At 64.5% G+C, this 18,551-nt stretch carries 10 protein-coding genes and 1 tRNA gene; 5 read left to right on the top strand and 6 right to left on the bottom strand.

The features are described 5' to 3' along the window. The first annotated feature begins 86 nt into the window (after window positions 1-86). Complete coding sequence (gene gltB, locus OB916_RS02040; protein WP_315907606.1) at window positions 87-4,655, top strand: glutamate synthase large subunit; 4,569 nt, start codon at window positions 87-89, stop codon at window positions 4,653-4,655. A 383-nt stretch (window positions 4,656-5,038) separates the two neighbouring features. Beyond that, window positions 5,039-10,411 carry a glucodextranase DOMON-like domain-containing protein gene (locus OB916_RS02035; protein WP_315907605.1) on the top strand — a complete coding sequence of 1,791 codons (5,373 nt, stop codon included), beginning with the start codon at window positions 5,039-5,041 and terminating at the stop codon, window positions 10,409-10,411. A 34-nt stretch (window positions 10,412-10,445) separates the two neighbouring features. Here OB916_RS02035 and OB916_RS02030 read toward each other — a convergent pair whose 3' ends face one another. From OB916_RS02030 to OB916_RS02020, 3 genes are all read right to left on the bottom strand, one after another. After that, the gene (locus OB916_RS02030) at window positions 10,446-11,891 is read right to left on the bottom strand and encodes a DHH family phosphoesterase (protein WP_315907604.1); all 1,446 of its coding nucleotides are present in this window, start codon (window positions 11,889-11,891) and stop codon (window positions 10,446-10,448) included. 94 nt (window positions 11,892-11,985) lie between these two features. Next, window positions 11,986-13,368, bottom strand: a complete 1,383-nt coding sequence (locus OB916_RS02025; protein ID WP_315907603.1) for an MFS transporter — start codon at window positions 13,366-13,368, stop codon at window positions 11,986-11,988. Between the two features lie 584 nt (window positions 13,369-13,952). After that, window positions 13,953-14,097 (bottom strand) — tRNA-Met (locus OB916_RS02020). 116 nt (window positions 14,098-14,213) lie between these two features. On the opposite strand from OB916_RS02020, the gene OB916_RS02015 reads away from it, so the two are divergent. After that, window positions 14,214-15,329 (top strand): DUF7115 domain-containing protein, encoded by a 1,116-nt coding sequence (locus tag OB916_RS02015; protein WP_315907602.1) that lies wholly within the window; start codon window positions 14,214-14,216, stop codon window positions 15,327-15,329. Between the two features lies 1 nt (window position 15,330). Here the strand turns inward: OB916_RS02015 and OB916_RS02010 are convergent, their stop codons facing one another. Both OB916_RS02010 and OB916_RS02005 read right to left on the bottom strand, forming a co-directional pair. After that, entirely contained in the window at window positions 15,331-15,615 is a 285-nt protein-coding gene (locus OB916_RS02010) for a translation initiation factor eIF-1A (RefSeq protein WP_315907601.1), read from the bottom strand. A 214-nt stretch (window positions 15,616-15,829) separates the two neighbouring features. After that, entirely contained in the window at window positions 15,830-16,015 is a 186-nt protein-coding gene (locus OB916_RS02005; RefSeq protein WP_315907600.1) for an HEWD family protein, read from the bottom strand. 152 nt (window positions 16,016-16,167) lie between these two features. On the opposite strand from OB916_RS02005, the gene OB916_RS02000 reads away from it, so the two are divergent. Beyond that, window positions 16,168-16,725, top strand: coding sequence for a class I SAM-dependent methyltransferase (locus tag OB916_RS02000; protein ID WP_315907599.1), 558 nt, complete (start codon window positions 16,168-16,170; stop codon window positions 16,723-16,725). Window positions 16,726-16,807: 82 nt separating this feature from the next. Continuing rightward, window positions 16,808-16,951: a rubrerythrin-like domain-containing protein gene (locus tag OB916_RS01995; protein ID WP_315907598.1), complete on the top strand. Its 144-nt coding sequence runs from the start codon at window positions 16,808-16,810 to the stop codon at window positions 16,949-16,951. 162 nt (window positions 16,952-17,113) lie between these two features. Here the strand turns inward: OB916_RS01995 and OB916_RS01990 are convergent, their stop codons facing one another. Next, the gene (locus OB916_RS01990; RefSeq protein WP_315907597.1) at window positions 17,114-18,484 is read right to left on the bottom strand and encodes a sugar porter family MFS transporter; all 1,371 of its coding nucleotides are present in this window, start codon (window positions 18,482-18,484) and stop codon (window positions 17,114-17,116) included. Window positions 18,485-18,551 lie beyond the last annotated feature (67 nt).

Below are 18,551 nucleotides of genomic sequence, written 5' to 3'. Positions count from 1 at the left end.
AGATATTATTATCCTTATTTGAATTTAATAGTCCCTTTCTCCTTGTAGGACACCCTCTTATTTCCTCGGTCGCCATGGAATACCACATGACTCAAAATGGCACACTCGGCGCGCAGGGCGAGCACTGCTGTGCGCCGCAAGCCGACGCACGCTCTAACTGTGGTGTCGGCGTCGTCATGGACCTCGACGACGGCGGCGGCTCGTGGGTCGTTCAGGACGCCCTCGAGTTGCTCGTGAATCTCGAGCACCGCGGGACGACCGGCGCAGAGGAAAACACTGGTGACGGGGCAGGGATCAAACTCCAGGTCCCGCACGAATTCTTCGCCGATGAAGTCGATGTGACGTTGCCCGAGCCGGGCGCGTATGCGGTCGGGACGTTCTTCTTTCCGCAAGCGGACGAGAAGAGAGAACAGCTCAAGGCCGTCGTCGAACAGCAACTCGCCGGCGAGGGACTCGACGTGCTCGCTTGGCGGCCAGTCCCGACGGACAACGACGGACTCGGTGCGACGGCACTGGAGAGCGAGCCGGACGTCTGGCAGGTGTTCGTCGAATCGTCGGCGGGACTGACTGATGAGGCGTTCGGCCGACAACTGTACGTCGGCCGTCGCGTGCTAGAATCCCACGTCGAGCAATCCGACCGTCCGGGTAGCGACCGCTTTTACGTCGTCTCGCTCGATCACAAGACCGTCGACTACAAGGGCCTGCTGAAAGCCGGGCAGCTGTCTGACTACTATCCCGACCTCACCGACGAACGCGTCGCGTCGACGTTCGCGATGGTTCACGCCCGGTTCTCGACGAACACGCTCGGCGCCTGGCATCTCGCGCATCCATACCGCCGGATCGTCCACAACGGCGAGTTCAACACCATCCAGGGGAATATCAACTGGATGCGTGCCCGCGAGACCGATCTCGCGACCGACGCATTCGACGACGTGACGCCCGATGGGGCATCGGCCATCGAGAAGATCACGCCGGTCATCGACGACCCGGAGCAGTCCGACACTGCGAGCGTCGACAACGCCCTGGAGCTGTTGCTGGAGGCGGGCCGGGACCTCCCACACGCCCTCCGGATGTTGATCCCGGAAGCCTGGCGTCACGAGGACAACGACCTCTCCCGGGAGCGTCGCGAGTTCTACGATTACCACGCGTCGCTGGTCGAACCCTGGGACGGCCCCGCGCTCGTGGCCGCGACCGACGGTGAACGGATCGGGGCCGTGCTGGATCGCAACGGACTCCGACCTGCCCGATACGACGTGCTCGAAGACGACACGCTGGTGATGGCCAGCGAGGCGGGCGCGCTCGACTACGAACCCGAGGAGATCCGCGAGCGCGGCCGCCTCCAGCCCGGACAGTGTTTCCTGGCCGATCCCGAAGAGGGACGGGTCATTCCCGACGAGGAGGTCTTCGAGGACCTCGTCGACGACAGATACGGCGAGTGGGTCGAAGACGAACAGATCCGGCTGTCCGAGATCTCCGAAGAGGAGTACGACACGTACCACGAGATCGACGGACTCCGCAGCCACCAGGCGCTGTTCGGCTACACCTACGACGAGGTCGACCATCTGATCGAACCGATGGCCGAGACCGGCAAGGATCCCGTCGGCTCGATGGGCGACGACACGCCGTTGTCGGTGCTCGCCCAGCACAACCGACCGCTCGCCAGCTACTTCAAGCAGCTGTTCGCACAGGTGACGAACCCGCCGCTGGATTACATCCGCGAGGAGATCGTCACGTCGCTGGAGACCCGTATCGGCAACCAGCGCAACCTGCTGGCGGAGACGCCGGCGCACGCCCGCCAGCTGATCGCGGAGTCGCCGATCCTCACCGACGCCGAGACGGCCGCGATCAAATCGCTCGACGCCAACGGGCTGTCGACGCAGGTGCTCGACGCCACGTTCGACCCCGATAGCGATCTCGAAACGGCGGTCGAAGACCTCCGGGACACTGCGACCGAAGCGGCACGGAACGGAACGGACGTGCTCGTGCTCTCGGACACGGCCGCCGGGGCCGACCGAATCCCGATCCCGAGTCTGCTCGCGGTCGGTGGCGTCCACCACCACCTCGTGCGCAACGGCCTCCGCAACCGGGTCGGACTGGTCGTCGAGTCGGCCGATCCCCGGACGGTCCACCAGCACGCGACGCTCGTGGGCTACGGTGCGGACGCGATCAACCCCTACCTGGCCTACCAGACGATCGAAGACCTGGTCGCGGGGCCGGAGGGAGCCGACCGACGGGAAGCGATCGAGGCGTACGTCACGGCCCTGGAAGACGGGTTACTGAAGACGATGGCCAAGATGGGCATCTCGACGCTCGAGAGTTACCAGGGCGCACAGATCTTCGAGGCCGTCGGGCTGGCCTCGGATTTCGTCGAGGAATACTTCGAGGGGACGACGACCCGCACCGAAGGGATCGGGATCGACGAACTGGACGGCGACCTTCGCGACCGGTTCGCGGTCGCGTTCGAAGACGAGGCAGACATGGAGCGTCAGGGCGAGTTCGAGTTCCGCTCCGGCGGGATCCACCACCAGTGGAACCCCGAGACGACGGGCACGCTCCAGCAGGCCGTCCGGACGGGCGACTACGAAACCTATCAGGAGTTCGCTGCCGCAATCAACGAGCAGGACGAGACACTCCAGACCTTGCGCGGGTTGCTGGAGTTCGACACCGACGCCCGCGAGTCGATCCCGATCGAGGCGGTCGAACCGGTCGAAGACATCGTCGAGCGTTTCGAGACGGCGGCGATGTCGCTGGGCTCGCTCTCGCCCGAGGCTCACGAGAACCTCGCGAAGGCGATGAACCGCATCGGCGCTAAATCCAACACCGGCGAGGGCGGTGAACCGCCGGAACGGTTCCACACCGAGACGGAATCGAAGACCAAGCAGGTCGCCTCCGGCAGGTTCGGCGTGACCTCGGCGTACCTCTCGGCGGCCGAGGAGCTCCAGATCAAGATGGCTCAGGGATCGAAACCCGGCGAAGGAGGGCACCTTCCCGGCAAGAAGGTCAACGAGATGATCGCCGAGGTCCGTCACGCGACGCCGGGTGTCGGGCTCATCTCGCCGCCGCCGCTGCACGACATCTACTCCATCGAGGACCTCAAGCAGCTGATCCACGACCTCAAGGCGAGCAACCCCGAGGCGGACGTCAACGTCAAGCTCGTCGCCGAGGACGGCATCGGGACGATCGCGGCCGGCGTCGCGAAGGCAAACGCCGACGTGGTTCACATCTCCGGCCGCTCGGGCGGCACTGGCGCGTCCCCGAAGACGTCGATCAAGAACGCTGGTCTCCCCTGGGAGCTCGGACTCGCGGAGGCCAATCGCATGCTCCGGGCGACGGGACTGCGATCGCGGATCAAGGTCACGACCGACGGCGGGCTCAAGACCGGCCGAGACGTGGCCGTGGCCGCGCTGCTCGGCGCGGAAGGATACGCCTTCGGCACCGCGCCGCTCGTCACGGAGGGCTGTGTGATGGCCCGCCAGTGTCACCAGAACACCTGTCCGGTCGGCGTGGCAACTCAGAAAGAAAAGCTCCGCGAGCGCTTCCCCGGCGAACCCGAGCACGTCATCAACTACATGACCTTCGTGGCTCAGGAGCTCCGGGAGATCATGGCCGAACTCGGTTTCGCGGAACTGGACGAGATGATCGGCCGCGTCGAGTTGCTCTCCCAGCGCGACGACATCGACCACCCGAAAGCGCAGCTACTGGATCTCTCGGCGATCACTGAGCCACCGGCTGCGGGCGACGACCGGATCAAGACCCGCGAACAGCGCCACGACATCGACGAGCAGCTCGACTGGGAGTTGCTCGAACGGATGGGCGACGCAGTCGAGACGGGCGAACCGGTGGCACTCGACGACGCGGTCGACAACGTCGATCGGGCAGTCGGAGCGACGATCTCGAACCGCGTCTCCCGCGCCCACGGCCCGGACGGGCTGCCCGACGACACGATCCAGCTCGATTTCGACGGGACGGCCGGCCAGAGTTTCGGTGCGTTCCTCGCGAGCGGCGTGACGATGTCGCTGACCGGGACCGGCAACGATTACGTCGGCAAGGGGCTCTCGGGCGGGAAGCTGCTCGTCGACACGCCCGAGGGCGCGTCCTACGACCCCGGCGAGAACGTCGTCGTCGGCAACGTTGCGCTGTACGGCGCGACTGGCGGCGAGATCTATATCAACGGGATGGCCGGCGAGCGTTTCGCCGTCCGCAACTCCGGAGCGAAAGGCGTCGTCGAGGGCGTCGGCGACCACGGCTGTGAGTACATGACCGGCGGTGCGATCGCCGTCCTCGGTGAGACGGGCAAGAACTTCGCAGCAGGGATGTCCGGCGGTATCGCGTACGTCTACGATCCGGACGGGACAGTCGCCGAACGGACCAACACGGGGATGGTCACACTGTCCGACCAGCTCGACCCGTCCGACCGACGGTTGCTCCGGCGACTCATCGAGAATCACGCGGAGTACACCGACTCGACGCGCGCGAAGGAACTACTCGACGACTGGGAATCGGCCGTCGACTCGTTCGTTCGCGTGCTCCCCGACGCGTACGCCGATGCCATCGAACAGCGTCCGGCGGCCGATGTCCGGGCGGACCTTCCGGCGCCGGCAGTCGAGGCGACCGACCCCAGCCCGGGCGACTTCCCGGCCTCGAGTGACGACTGATCGTCGTCCCGCCACCGGTGTCGCCCGGTTCGCGCGACGTGAGCGACGTTTTCTCCGGTAGCCCGTCCGGCCGCTTGCGCACTGCAGAGCGAAACGTTCACCATCAATGATTACAAAGAGGTGGCAAGCGACGGACCCCGCGACCGCGTCGGGACAGCGAACAGCCCTCGCTCTAGTGCCATATTTATCGTTTCGCCTGGATCCGTGATGAAGAAGAACATAATCTTTTTAGACGCACCGCCAGACGTTGTGTGCGTACGTATGGATATCTCAGTGCGACTTCGGCGACGCGGTGCGAACACCACCGGGCAGTCAGGGGCCGAGTACGCGGGCGGTTTCCGCAGCGGCGCTGCGCTGGGATCGTCCATCGTGGTCAGTCAATCATGAAACGAAGAGAGTATCTCACAGGACTTGCAGGGGTCGGAGCGCTATCGGCGACCGGACAGGTCGGTGCACAGTCGGACGTCCGTCGATTGAGCCTTTCCAGTGCCGTCGGCGACGACACGCACCATCCGGGTGCGCCGCGGTTCGCTCCACTGGGTGTGACGTTCTACGATCGGCCGATCACCGACTTCGACGACGATCACGCGGACGGCAAGGATCGGGACAGCTTTGCCCCGCAGATCGTCGGCGAACCCGAGCAGGACCCGGCCAACTACGGTGCCGACGAGTTCTCGTGGTCGATCGCCGAGGCGCCCGACGATAGTACCGCGACGATCGAGTATCGACCGGCGGATGGTGATATCGAACAGTACGATCCAGGACAGAACAACGTCGCGGAGTTCAACCCGGACGTGCCCGGTCGGTACGTCCTCGAACTCGACGCGCCGGACGGGACCCACGAACAGGTGCTGCACATCTTCCCGGAGAACAGTGGAAACGGTGGGCCACCGCGCATCTCCATTGAAGGTGAGTACGACGCTGACGCCGAAGAGTTCGTCCTCGATTCGAACCCGAAGCTCGCGCCCAGCGGCCAGGCACCGATGAGCGACGTCTACGTTGCCTGGCTGGCCGACCAGCGGGACGCGCTGTCGACCGAGGACGTTGACGTCGGCGAGGGGACCGACTCCTGGACCGCCCGGATCCCCAAGAGCGCACTCGACGGGGAGACGTGTCGGATCCACGCGGCACCCAACGACGGCAACATGGCCGGATACGCTGACACCGTCGAGATGGATCCCGAAAACGAGGTCGTCGAGTATCCCAATCGGCCGCCGGAGTGGGCCGAGAACGGGATCATGTACCAGATCTTCCCGCGGTCGTTCATGGGTCCGCCGGAAGAAGGCGAGTGGCCGTACTTCAACTCTAACGCTCACTTCGCGGGCTTCGAAGAGAAGCTCGACTACCTCGATGACCTGAACGTCGACGTCATCTGGTTCTGTCCGACCGTCCCCTCCGAGAGCGCCAACTGGAAGCCCCAGAACGCCGACGAGTGGGACGGAAGCGGTGGCAACCGGTTCAAGTTCTCCGGCGGCGGACCGCACGGCTACGATGCGCTGTCGTACTTCCAGAAAGCCGAGGACCTCACTTCCGAGTACACCTTCGAGGACTACGCGGACGAACCGTGGCCCTGGGAGGAGGGGTACGATCCCGAGACCAACGTCCGCGAGGCCGCTCGCGAGAGCGCGATGGCGGAGTTCGAGAGCTTCCTCGAAGCGGCCCACGAGCGGGACATCAAGGTCTGTATCGACTTCGTGATCAACCACGGCGGGCGCCACCACCCCCTGTTCCAGGACACGATCGCCTCTCACAGCGATAGCCGTCCGGAAGGATGGACCTACAAGGGGATCGAGGCAAACAACGAGGACTCGACATACTTCGACTGGTTCACCCGTCAGACTGGGCCGATCGAGGACGACGCCGGCAACGTCGTCGATCCGGCGCCGGCCATGACCGGGTTCGCTGACCTGCGCGTGATGCCCCAGTGGAACTACAGCAACGTCGCGCTGCGCGAGCACATCCTCGCGGCCGCCAAACACTGGGCACAGACGGGCGTCGATGCGTTCCGCTGTGACATCGCGTACGGCGTTCCCCACGGCATGTGGAAGGAGATCCGGGAGGTCGTCCGGGCAGAGAACAGCGAGTTCATGCTGCTCGACGAGACCATCCCGAACGATCCGTCGTTCTCGGAAAACGAGTTCGACATGCACTTCGACACGGCCGACTTCATGACCGACGCCGGCCACGGCGTCGTCAACGGCGGGGACCCGAAGCAGCTGTACGACTCCGTCGCGAAGCGGTGGGACGAGGGGTGGCCCGATCACGAACTTATCATCAACGCCACGGAGAACCACGACGAGTTCCGGCTGCTCGACGTCGCCCAGGACGGCACCCGGGAGGATCCGGCAAAAGCCCAGCGTGCAGTCTGGGCATCCGGCGTTCTGCTGCCGGGCATCCCGTTCATTTACTACGGCCAGGAACGCCAGATCACGAACTACGGCTACGAGCGGTTCGACTACGACGGGTCCGGCGAGGACTACCGGACCGGCGACGGCGACGTCGGCCCTGGCAACCCGGCACGCGCGTTCATGAACTGGGAGGAGAACGGCGACGAAGTGCCTGATGAGCACCTCCAGTTCTACAAGGACGTCACGCAGTTCTACAAGGACTACGACATCTTCAAGCCCTACGCGGGACTGTCGGGCGCGTGGTTCCAGTCCGAGGACAGCGTGCTGGCGTTCGGCCGCACGATGGAGACCGACGACGGCGAGCAGCACGTCATCGTCATGCTCCACTTCGATCCGGGAACGGCGACGGTCGATCTGCTGCCCGGTGCCGAGACCGAGGACTGGTTCTCCGGCGAGGACATCGGCGTCGAATCTGAGGGACAGGCCGTCACTGTCGAGTTCGAGACGCTCGCAGTCGTCGAGACCGATTCGCTGTTCAGTCTCGGTGATCGCGTCGCGCAACTGGACGACGAGACGGGCGACGACAACGGCCCCGGAAGTTACACGTACCCGACCGGCGACTACGCCGAGGGCACGTTCGACATCTCGGAATTCACGGTCCACACGACTGCCGAGAACGTCCAGTTCCGCGTCCCGGTTGCGGGATCGCTCGGTTCTGACGGCGACGGTGGGCTCACGGCCCAGCACGCGCAGATCTACCTTCACGACCCCGAAGCCGAAGAAGGCACGACCGAGGGTCGGGCCGGCACGAACGTCACCTTCGAGGAGCCCTATCAGTACCGCGTGATCGCCAACGGCGTGGACGGCGTTCTCGTCGAGAACCACGCGGGCGAAGTCGTTGCGGAGGGGTCGCTGGTTGCCAACCCCGTCGCAGACGAACTCGTCGTCGAGGTGCCGCGAAGCACGCTCGATATGGGGATCCAGTCGTACTATCTCGCGCCGCTGATGTTCGGCCACGACGCCGACGCCGACGGCGGCGTCATGCAGGTCCAGTCCGAAGCCGGCGAGTCGGCGTTCGGCGGCGCCGAGACGCCGGAGATGGCCCCGCGTGTCATCGACATGGTCCTGCCCGAGTCGACGAGCCAGGCCGACGCGCTCAGCTACTCCGGAGAAGAACTGGCGACGCTACCGTACACGTCGCTGGCCTCCGAGTTCGATCAGATCGGTCTGGCCCAAGACCCCGAAGGCGACGGCAAAGGTCCGGGCAATTACCAGTACGCGAAGCCAGAGGGTGAGTTCTACGACGGACTGTGGGACATCACGAGCGTGGGCGTCTCCGAGAGCCGCTCGCGCGTTCAGTTCGAATACACGTTCGCGACAGAGATCCAGAACGTCTGGGGCCTCAACGGCTTCTCCCAGCAGTTCCCGCAGGTGTACATCCGCGATCCCAAGGCCGGCGACGACGTCCCGTCCTCGACGAGCGGTCGGACAGGTCTCAACGCTGACTTCGAGGAACCCTATCACTACCGCGTCGTCGTCCACGGCGAGGGAACCCAGCAGGTCGAAGCCGCCGATGGGAGCGTCATCAGCACTGACGTGAACGTTTCCGTCGACGGCGCGACGATCGCCTTCGACCTGCCGAAAGACGCGATCGGCGGCTCGCCGGAAGGCAAGCAACTCGCCTCGCTGGTCGCGCCGTACGACGGCTACGGTCAGGGTGGAATCCGACAGGGCTTCGCTGCAGAGCCAGGTGACTATACGATCGGTACCAGCGGCGAACCGACCGAGACCGCCCCGCGCGTGATGGATCTGATCACGCCCGGCGACGTCAGCCAGTCGCAGGCGCTCGCCTACTCGGCGGATTCGACGGCGACGATCCCGCTCGCGGCGTGGGGCGACGCCTACGTCCAGACGACGGGGCTCGATCCGATCACCGATCCGGAAGGCGACGACAACGGCCCCGGATCGTACACGTATCCGACGAGCGACCAGATCCCGGAAGGCTGTCTCGACGTCACGCAGGTCGACATCGAGTCGAAGACCGCAAGCTGGGACTTCACCGTCCACCTCAACGGCCCGGTCGAGAACCCCTGGAGCTACGACGACGGGTTCAGCCCGCAGCTGTTCCAGCTGTACTTCCAGGACCCCAACGCGCCAGAGGACGCGCCCGCAACGTCCAGAGGGCGGTCCGGTATGACCTCTTCGTTCCTCGAGGAGTACCATTACCGGGTGTACGTCGACGGCGGCACGCAGTTGGTCGAGAACGCCGCCGGCGACGCGCTCGCGGAAGACTTCGAGACGACGGCCGACTCCGACGCCAGCACGATCAGCTTCAGCGTGCCGAAGGCTCCCTTCGACACCGACGATCTCACCCAGATGAAGATGTCGATGCTGGTGTTCAGTCAGGACGGGTTCGGCCAGGGCGGTATCCGTCAGAGCGTTGGCGAAACAGCCGCCGAGTGGGGGATCGGTGGTGCCAACCCCGACGCCGTCGGGAGTGCACCTCGCGTGATGGATCTGGTCGGACCCGAGGGCGTCGTCGATCAGGAGAGTGCGCTCTCGTATGGACCGGATTCGCCCGCGCTCATCCCGCTGTACGACGTCGAGTCGCTGATCAGCGGCGAAGGCACGAGCGGGCTCGAAGCGATCGCCGCGCCCGGACCGGAAGTGTTCGGTACGGTCGAAGGGACGCTGGACGCGTCCAGTTCCTCCGATCCGGACGGCCAGGACCTGAGCTTCCAGTGGGAGCAGATCGGCGGTCCGGACGTGCTGGAGTTCAACGGCACGGACACGGCGAAGCCGACGTTCGTCGCACCGGACGTCGACGAAGAGACCGAACTGGAGTTCCAGGTCACCGTCACTAACGAGGACGGTGACGAGGCGACGGCGACGACGACGGCAACGGTCGTCCCGCAGTCGGCAAACGACGCGCCGACCGCCGACGCCGGCGAGGATCAGACGGTCGATCCGGGCGAGACAGTCTCGCTGCAGGCAGTCAACTCCGAGGACCCCAACGGCGGGACGCTCTCCTATCAGTGGGAGCAGACCGCCGGTCCCGACGTCGACCTCGTCGGTCCGGACAGTATCGGTGCGGCGTTCAAGGCGCCGGAAGTCGAGGAAGACACCGACTTCGTCTTCGAACTGACCGTCAACGACGGCCAGGGCAAGACCGCGACCGACTCGGTCACGATCACCGTCCGTGGTCCCGAAGAGACCGAGACCCCCACCGAAACTGAAACCGAGACCGAAACCGAAGAAGGCGACGGCTTCGGTCCCGGCTTCGGCGTCGTCAGCGGTGCGCTCGGGACTGCCGGCGGTGTCGCCTACGCTGCCAAGTCGCTGCTGAGCAGTGACGAACCCGCACAGCCCGACGACGTCGCCGTGGAGGACGTCGACGACGAAGAGTAACCGATCCGGCCGGCGGATCGCTTTTTTTTGCGCGCTAGTCGAGTTGTTCGCCGACGATCCTGTCGACGACATCGAGAAACGCGTCTTCGCGTCCGTCCGGAATCGTCGCCCCGGCAGCGACGTCGTGACCACCTCCGTCGCCGCCGACGGATTGCGACGCTTCGCGCATGACGACCGACAGATCTAGCCCCCGACCGACGAGCACGCCCGTCCCGCGTGCGGACACCTTCAGTTCGTCGTCGTTTTTGCGGGCGAACGCGACGATCGGTTTCGATCGCGAGACGCCCTCGTTGCCCAGCGCCATCCCGGCGACGATGCCGACGATCGTCTCGCGGATGCGATTGCCCGCGTGGAAGTACTGGACGTGCTCGCGTTGCGTTACCCCTTCGCTGGTGACCCAGTCGATGCCCTCCGAGAGGTTTCGCCGATGGTTTTCGAGGAGACGGCGGGCACGATCGAGCGGATCTCCGCGCTCGCCCAGACAGACGGCGAGTCCGACGTCCGCTCGCTCGTAGCGCGCCGTGGCGTTCAAAAGCGTCGAGAACTCGCTGGCGTCGCGCAGTTCCGTCCCCTCGGGTTCGGCCGGGAACGTGTAGGTCGTTGCTACCAGCCGGTCGATCTTTTCGGCAGGGACGCCACGCGAGACGGCACGTTGCACGAGCGCGCTCGCGACCGTCTGGCGTTCGTCGTCGGAGAGGTCGATCCAGCGTCGCCACTCGCCGCCGGCGCGCAGATCGAGTCCGAGATCCTCCAGAAACGCGATTGCACCCGCCTCGTCGTTGGAGATTCCCGGGATGTGCACGTCGCTGGCGTACTCGAGCAGTTTCGGCAGCGGTCGCGTCTGCTTGCCGTACAGTGACAGGTCGCGCGTCTCGGTGACGACACCGGCATCGACCCCTTCCGCCACGATCCGCTCGTTCGCACCGACCAGTTCGCCGCCTGTCGCCTGCATGTCGCCGACGGCACCGACGACGGCCAGCGCCGCGAGATCTCGGTTCCGATCGCCACCCAGCGCACGCGCGAGCACGTAACTCGCACCCGCGCCCGACAGCTCCGATGCGCCGTCGATCCCCTCCAGCAAGGGGTTGAGATGCCACCGGAAGTCACCGTAGCCATCGGTTTCCCCGAACCCGGGTGCGCAATCGCTCGCGTCCGACGGCTGGTGGTGATCCGCGATCACGGCCTCGAAGTCGCCGTCGGCGACGTGCTGGCTGATCACGTCCAGCTGTCCGCTACCGAAGTCCGTGAACAGTACCGTTTCGTAGTCCATCGCCGCGATCGAGGCGATCTCCTCGGCGTCGAGTTGCTTCTTGAAGACGACCTCGTGTTCCAGGCCGGCGCGTTCCAGCGCCGTCGAGGCGATGGCGGCACTCGTCAGTCCGTCGGCGTCGATGTGCGACGCCAGCAGGACCCGCTCGGCGTCCCGCAGTCGATCGGCACAGGCCCGCGCGCGCTCGTCGAGTTCCGGAACCGGTCCCATCGACTGTGGGTTGGGGCGGTATCGGATAAAAACGTCCGGACGTCGATCGGCACTCGCGCGTGCGCTTGACGGCCTGGTGGTCGTGTGCAACCAATCACGCGTAGGCTTCGAATTCCTTGCCGCGCACCAGGAAGTATGCCGTGCCGACGACCCCGACGACCGAGGCGACGCTGAAGGCCAAGACCGGGCTGCCGTTGTAGAGCCCGCTCGCTGGCAGCCACTCGGGGATCCCAGCCCACAGGAGCCCGCCCAGTGCCGCGCTCGGAATGACGACCGTGTTCCGGATCAGGTAGTACGTGCCGGTCACTCGCCCGCCAGCGTCTTTTTCCGCGGGCCCGACGATCAGCGCCTTGTGAGAGGGGAGCCCGGCGAATCGAAGTCCCGAGAACGCAAAGAGGAGGAGCATCGACAGGGGCGTCCCGGGCGCAGTGATCAACACGACCGGGAAGATCGCGTACACGGCAAACCCGAGCGCGACGATCGGCTTGAGCCCGACCCGCTCGGCGAGTTTCGCGGCGGGCATCATCACGAGCAGGGCGACGGCCATCTCGACGCCCAGCAGGTAGCCGAAGAAGGCCTGCGGCGAGAGATCGAACGCGACTGTCCCGATCGCGGGCACAGACAGTGATGTCTCCAGCCCGACCTCGAAAAACCGGGTGACGACGATGATGAAGTAGACGTAGACCATCCCGTTAGCGAACCGTACCAGCGTATCGCCGATCAGTAGCGGTCGCAGCGTCTCAGGCATCTCGCGGAGATCCCGGCGGATCTGTGTGAGTCCCTCGAAGGAATCGCCGATCGTGTCGTCGCTGGCGTCATAGAGGACGTGCTGGACGATCGTGCCGAGGATCCCGGCCGCGACGCCGACCGCGAGCACGTACCGAAAACTGACGGTAAAATCGGGATGGAGGCTGATCAGAACGCCGGCGAGGACGGGTCCGACGAAGAAAGCCGACCGGCGGAAGATCTCGGTGGAGGCGAACCCGGCCGCCAGCCGCGAGGGATCGGTCGCCTGCTTGACGACGGCGAAGGTCGCGCCGAGCCCGAAGGACTTCCAGGCCTGCGCGAGCAACAGTCCGACGAAGATCCACACCCACGGCTGGATCGTCAGGCCGGCGACCGTGATCGCACCGAGCCCGGGTGCGAGAAGCCACAGCAGAAAGCCCGCAGTCGAGAGCGCACCGAACAGCGTCAGCGCGTGCCGCGAGCCGATACGATCGGACAGCGCGCCGCCGGGATAGGGGTAGACTGCCGCGATGACGTTCCCGAACGTGCCGAAAACGCCGACGAGAAACTCCGACCCACCCAGTGCGACGATGTAGTCGGGCAGAAACCGACTGGTCATCTGGAAAGCCAGACTGAACGCGAACATCGCCAGCGACAACACCAGCACGTCCCGCTGGAGGGCGAAAAACCGCCTGAACGTCTCAAGCGCACTCGTTTCCTCGGCCTCGACTGTGACTCGCTCCTCGCTCATTGCTTCGTTCCGGTGAACGTGACCGTTGTGATCTTCCGGACCGTGACGATGTCTCAGGCTCGTGAAGTGCGCACCGTCCGTGCCGGGCGGTCAATCCGGGACCGATGGATAGCAGTCACTATCACACCGTGGCTGTAAGTCTGTTCTGCCTCGATCTGTGCTCTCGGGACTCGAACGTACCCCGACAGAGACGTCATCCAACCGGCTGGTGGCGCTCGATGGCGCGGCCGGACGGTGTCGCCGTGGTCGACGACGTCCAGGCCCTCGTCCAGCCGCGCGGGACAGACGCGAAGAGAGACCGGATAGAGAGCTGACCGCCTTGCCGCGGGAGTGGCGAGCGCAGCGACTGGGCAGCTCCCGGCGTGGGGGGTGGATGGATGAAAGCAGCACGACCGAAGCTGCCCAGCCGGGGGACAGCGCCGCGTTCGCGATAAGTGACTGGCTGGATTTTACAGCGCTTTTTGGCTCGCGAACCACGGTCACTCCCACTCGCTCCGCTCGCTCGTCTCCCGTTCCCTGGTTCTCCGCCCTCCACCGACAGTTTCGACGTTGTCACTCGACAGGGCGAGTGACGAAATTGAAAATGCCCGGGGAGGGCTCCGAACCCTCGATCTCCGCATGACCCAGGTCCGAGGCTCGACAGCGCCTCGACGGGCATGCCGGGATGGGTGCCGCGTTCAGAGTGAAACCCTATGAGTGCGGCGCTATGTCCAGCTAAGCCACCCGGGCGCACCCGGTGATAGCGGGGTGGTACTCTTTAAGCTTCTCATCTCTATCGCCCGAGGGCTACGCGATCGATTGGCACACCCGGCGGATTTATACTATCGGCAGGTCACACACGCGGTATGGAACTGCCGGAGCTGGTCCAGGAACACCTCGGAGACGAGGACGTACAGGCCGGGCTCGCGCTGGGTGACGACGATTTGCTCTGTCTCACTCCCACCCGGACGTTGCTCTACCGGGCGGACGGCCTGCTCAGCGACGAGCGTGTCACCGAATACCCTCACGACGTCGAACGGCTCGATCTGTCGGAAGGGCGCCGGAAGACGAAGCTCCGCTTCGAGTACGTCGAAGACGAACGGACACTGACGGTGCCGGCCGGCGCGACCCGTGACGCACTCGCGCTGGCGCTCGAAGGGATTCTCAGTGCCGGGCGGGTCCTCGATCCCGACGGAAGCGTCGTCGAGGCGTTTCGATTCAGCGAACTCACGCTCGTCGTCGCCGACCATCGGATCGTCAAACACGTCGGAAACGCCGTCTGGGACGCAGAATTCGAGGCGTTCGCGTACGAGGATCTCACCGGCGTGGACTTCGAGCGAGCCCGCGTCGCCACTGAGGTCGTCCTGTACGTCGATGGGCGCCCGGAGCGAATCAAGACGCCGAACGACGACGCTCGACTCGTCGAACGCGCGCTCGAACGCGCGCTGACCGAGTATTTCGACGTCACGTCGATGTCCCAACTCCAGTCACATTTCCAGTCTGAGGCCGAAGCTGACGAGGCGGATTCGGCGACCGCGCAATCGGACGACGAATATCCGTTCGACAGTGAGATCCGGCCGCTGGGCGAAGACCCCGAATCCCCCGCAGGCCCGGACGAATCCGACGACGCCGAGACTGACGACGGGACTGGCGCCTCCGCTACCGACAGTATCGCGGAGACTGTCGCTGACGCCGACGCTGACGAACCGGCTGGCACCGATACTACTACCGCGATCCCCGACGCCGAATCCGCGTCGCCCGAGGCCGAGTCGGCCGAGACGGGTTCGACAGCGGCCGCCGGGTCGGATTCGGACGAGGCGGAGGCTGATACCGCCGGCACGGACACGACCGGGGCTGATCTGGAACGGATCGACGAACAACTCGCCGAGTTGACGACCGCCGTCAACAAGCAGAACGAGTTACTTCGCAAACACCACGCCGCGATCAAACAACTGGTCGAAGAGTTGCAGTCAGATAGCTAGGTCACTCGATGTGGCCTTCCTGCCGGAGTTGCTGGGCGTCCTGCTCGTCGTAGCGCCACTCGACGTTTGCCTTCTCGTCCTGCCAGGCCCACGGCTCCGCGATGACCACGTCGCCCTCGTTGATCCAGGTCCTGTACTTCATCCGCCCGGGGATCCGCCCCATTCGCGTCTCGCCGTCCTGACACTGCAGCCGGACGTGGTTGCCTCCTTCGTGTCGTGTGACGACGGCAAATACTTCATCGCTCGACGGCATCCGCAAGTTCTTGCGCTGTGAGTCGTTGCTCATACTCCATCTAGCCCCCCAGCACGGTTAAGTGATTGGAGATTCGTGATAGCACGACCCACAAGTATCGGTGACATGGCCACTACCGATTATAGGTATACAGTTCTCATAGGATTTGACGATCATTCGTACAGCCCAACCAGCCTTCAGTCGTTCGACAACGTGGGCGGCGTCCGTTTTCACTACGGTCCTGGTACTTCTCGCTACGGTCGTGGTACTAGTGTTCGGGTTCGAACGGGTTGTACGAGCCGTTGATATCCCATTCGTGAATACACTGTGGGTCACCAGCGAGTTTGTCGCCGTCGTCCTCGTGGATCGTCCAGTTCATCTGCTCGTCGTCCCAGACGTCGACGCGTCCGCACCGTTCACACTCGCGCCTGGACGGCGGTACGATCGTGGCCATACCTACCCTGTGGCAGGGCAGCCTTTTGAACGTCTCGACGGCGGAGTGGGCTCCTATCGTCCGGGCGACCGGAAGGCCCACGGCTCCCGTGGCCGAACGTAACCGTGACTGCCACCCGCCAGTATAAACACGCCCGTCCCCGTGTACTCGACATGGGATTTCACACGTTCGATAGCAGTCAGGCGGACGGACTGGAGGATCAGACACGGTTCAAATACGTCTCGGTCGACGAACTGCTCGCACTGTTCGAACCGGACGAGGATTCGACGGTCGCCGATCTCGGCAGCGGGACGGGGTTTTACACGGACGAAGTCGCGCCGTACGTTGGAGAAATCTACGCAGTCGATGTCCAGGAGGAGATGCACGATTACTACCGGCAGAAGGGGTTGCCGGACAACGTCGAGCCAGTGACTGCCGAAGTCGGAGACCTGCCCTTCGAGGACGATACGCTGGACGGAGCGTACTCGACGATGACGTATCACGAGTTCGCGGGCGAGCAGTCCCTCGCAGAACTGGCACGCGTCTGTCGCCCCGGCGCACGCGTCGCGATCGCCGACTGGGGCAGGGCGGGCGCGGGTGAACGCGGCCCGCCGCTCGGTGAGCGGTTCGATGCCACCGAGGCCGCGACTGCGCTCGAATCAGCCGGCTTCGAGGTCGAACGAGCGAACGACCGTCGAGAGACATTCGTCCTCTCTGCCCTGATCGAATAGCAATATATTCTTAATATCCTCTTAGATACTGGGCAAGTGTTTCCACAAAACCGTTATTACTGTGTGAATGTTTTTCACACACATGCCTGGTGAAGACCCGTATACACCGACAGAATCGCACTACGAGTGTCTCGGCTGCGGCAAGCGGATCACGACGACCGAGACCCACCTCACGTGTCCGACCTGCGGCAGTACGATGCAGAACATCGCCGTCCCACGGGAGTGATCGCGGTCCTGCCAGCGGTCACAATGTCGGTGTCCTGGAGCGTCACCTCCTGGATCGCAGTTCGCGGAAAAATCCGACGGTCGCTCCCAGACGGATTACTGTCCGTCTGTTCCGAATCGACCGCGGAGCGGTCGGAGCGGTAAATCGTTACTGTATTCCGTGTCAGGGGATGTTTTCGCGGAGTTCCATCTCGATGTCCTCCAGCGAGCGGCCCTTGGTCTCCGGCACGAGTCGATACGTGAACGCGAGTGCGATCAGGCTGGACGCGCCGAACAGCAGGAAGGTCGCCGACGTGCCGACGCCCGAGGTCAGTATCGGGAAGGTCAGCGAGACGAGGAGGTTCGCGCCCCAGTTGGCGACGGTGACGATCCCCATGGCGTTCCCGCGGACCGACAGCGGGTAAATCTCGGAGATGAGCAGCCAGAACACCGGCCCGAGTCCGATGGCGAAAAACGAGACGAACGCCATCAGACTGCCGGTCGCAATCCAGCCGAGCGCACCCGAGAGTCCGGGGACGTAGAAGACGAAGCTGAGCACACCCAGCGTGAGAACCATGCCGCCAGTTCCGACAAGCAGCAGGGCGCGACGACCGACGCGGTCGATGAGCGATATCGCGACGACCGTCATGATGACGTTGATCGCACCGATGCCGACGGTCGCGAGGATTGACGTGACACTGCCGAAGCCGGTCGATTCGAGGATCGTCGGCGCGTAGTACATCACGGCGTTGATGCCGGTGATCTGCTGGAAGACCGCGAGCCCGAGCCCGACGATCAGCGCCGGGCGGAGCCACGGCTCGATCAGATCGCGGACGGACGTTCCCGATTGCTTCTCGACGACGCGCTCGATGTCGTCGAGTTCCTCACCGACGTCTCCCTGGCGGGTTCGACTAAGGACGGCACGCGCCTCGTCCGTCCGACCCTGCTCGTAGAGCCAGCGCGGGCTCTCGGGCATCTTGGTCATCCCGATAGCGAGCACGAGCGCGGGAACCATCCCGGCACCGAGCATGATCCGCCACGCCCCTGCGTCGGCGAACGCGAAGTTGACGAGATACGAGACCAGGATCCCGACAGTGACCATCAGCTGGTTCAGCGAGGTGAGCGCACCGCGGATCTTCGGCGGTGCGATCTCGGAGATGTACAGCGGGCCGACCATCGACGCGAAGCCGATGGCGACGCCGTCGATCAGCCGCCCCGCGACAAGCACGGGAACGCTCGGCGCGATCGCCATGGTCAGCGACCCGACGAAGAAGACGCCCGCTCCGAGAAGAATCATCCGTCGACGGCCGAGCACGTCGGCCAGCCGACCGCCGAGTGCTGCCCCGAGCATTGCGCCGCCCATCGCGCCGCTCATGACGACGCCTTCGATTAGCGGCGACATCACGAAGGTGTCCTTGATGAACAGGAACGCACCCGAGATGATGCCCGTGTCGAAACCGAACAACAACCCGTTCAGCGCCGCGAGCGCGGACGTGAGGTAAATAAACGACCCATCGCCTCCTCGTAACACACTACGGATGTTTGCTGTCGACATACGCCCGGCCCTATCGCAAATCTGGTTAAAAATATTTTGAAATATCTGAGAATATCTTCTATGATGG

The sequence above is a fragment of the Halapricum hydrolyticum genome, from assembly GCF_025517535.1.
Classification (GTDB): domain Archaea; phylum Halobacteriota; class Halobacteria; order Halobacteriales; family Haloarculaceae; genus Halapricum; species Halapricum hydrolyticum.
The sequence above is the reverse complement of the archived record's forward strand: the minus strand, read 5'-3'. Positions and strand labels throughout refer to the sequence as shown.